This window comes from Desulfosarcina cetonica JCM 12296 (assembly GCF_001311845.1).
GTDB lineage: Bacteria > Desulfobacterota > Desulfobacteria > Desulfobacterales > Desulfosarcinaceae > Desulfosarcina > Desulfosarcina cetonica.
The window spans coordinates 1-1,092 of record NZ_BBCC01000473.1 but is presented as its reverse complement, the minus strand read 5'-3'; the positions used below and the strand labels follow the sequence as shown (position 1 = coordinate 1,092).

1 protein-coding gene and 1 pseudogene are annotated in these 1,092 nt (G+C 43.0%); both read right to left on the bottom strand.

The features are described from left to right. A pseudogene (locus tag JCM12296_RS35055) lies at positions 1-328 on the bottom strand (hypothetical protein); the annotation flags it as partial. Between the two features lie 203 nt (positions 329-531). Further along, the coding region (locus JCM12296_RS35050; protein ID WP_246805341.1) for a phospholipase D-like domain-containing protein at positions 532-1,092 on the bottom strand (561 nt) is incomplete at its 5' end.

Genomic DNA, 1,092 nt, shown 5'->3' with positions numbered 1-1,092 from the left:
GGGCGATACCGTGTATTGCGAGGCTTGATGGTGATGTCTTGAACGACGAAGTCTTATAATACCTGAACACGGGCCCTGCGGGTATCGATTCCGGTTCAATGGGTTCGGTATGGTGAATTTCAAGCTGGGCTGTCTTGGCGCGTTTTTTTGACCCGGGCCGTTTTTTGTTCGGCGACGCTGAGGATTTTGTTTCTTTCTTTCCCAAACTGCTGGGTTTGATCTTTGGCCGGGGAGGTTGATTTTTGAGTCGGGCAATCTCATCCTTGAGCTGCTGAATCTTTTCGGCTTGCTGGAGGATCAAGGCGTTTTGTTGTTCGATAAAGTCCAACAGCAACTTGACCGTCGATGACATGTCCTTGTCTGGACATATCCGGAATTTTGCTCGGCCCTTTCATACATTATGCACATATCATAATGCGGCGAGCTTGTCCAGATTTTTGTAGTACTACCATAACTTTTTGAGATGTTACCCTATCATCGATAATACCCAAAAGTTATCACTTCATCCACTCAGCGAACCACCTATTCAGATTATGCCTTTTCTATGCTCTTCACCAATTCGTTCGCGATATTGGCACTTTCTATTCGCATGATGCTTTCCTGGGCACTCCCATAGCTCAACAGATTGATGCTACCGTACCACACGACCTTTTGATCCATAACCGCAAATTTTTGGTGGATATTGGATTTGAAAACGACATTGGCTCCGCAATCTGTTAACAGGTTCAATGTCCGTTGGATGGTGGAGTGATCTTTCGGTTTAAAATCTTCTTTAGGACGGGTAACAACTAATATACGGACATTCTTTTCCAATACCACTTTCAGGTGTTTCATCATTTGAAGCGTGCGCATTTTTCTGACAAACGGACTTACAATTAAAATCTCTTTCTCTGCGGTGTTGATATCCTGATTGAAAACAGGCAGAAAATTATCTTTATCAAAGATGATATCCAAAGGTGTGTCATCTATTTCCTCGCCTTTAGCCTTGTATCCCATGGAAGCGTATCCATTGAGCCGTTTTTGATACATCTTTTCCAGCATCTTTACCTGGAGATCCACATAATCGTAAATTTTGACCTCTTTTTTTGACTT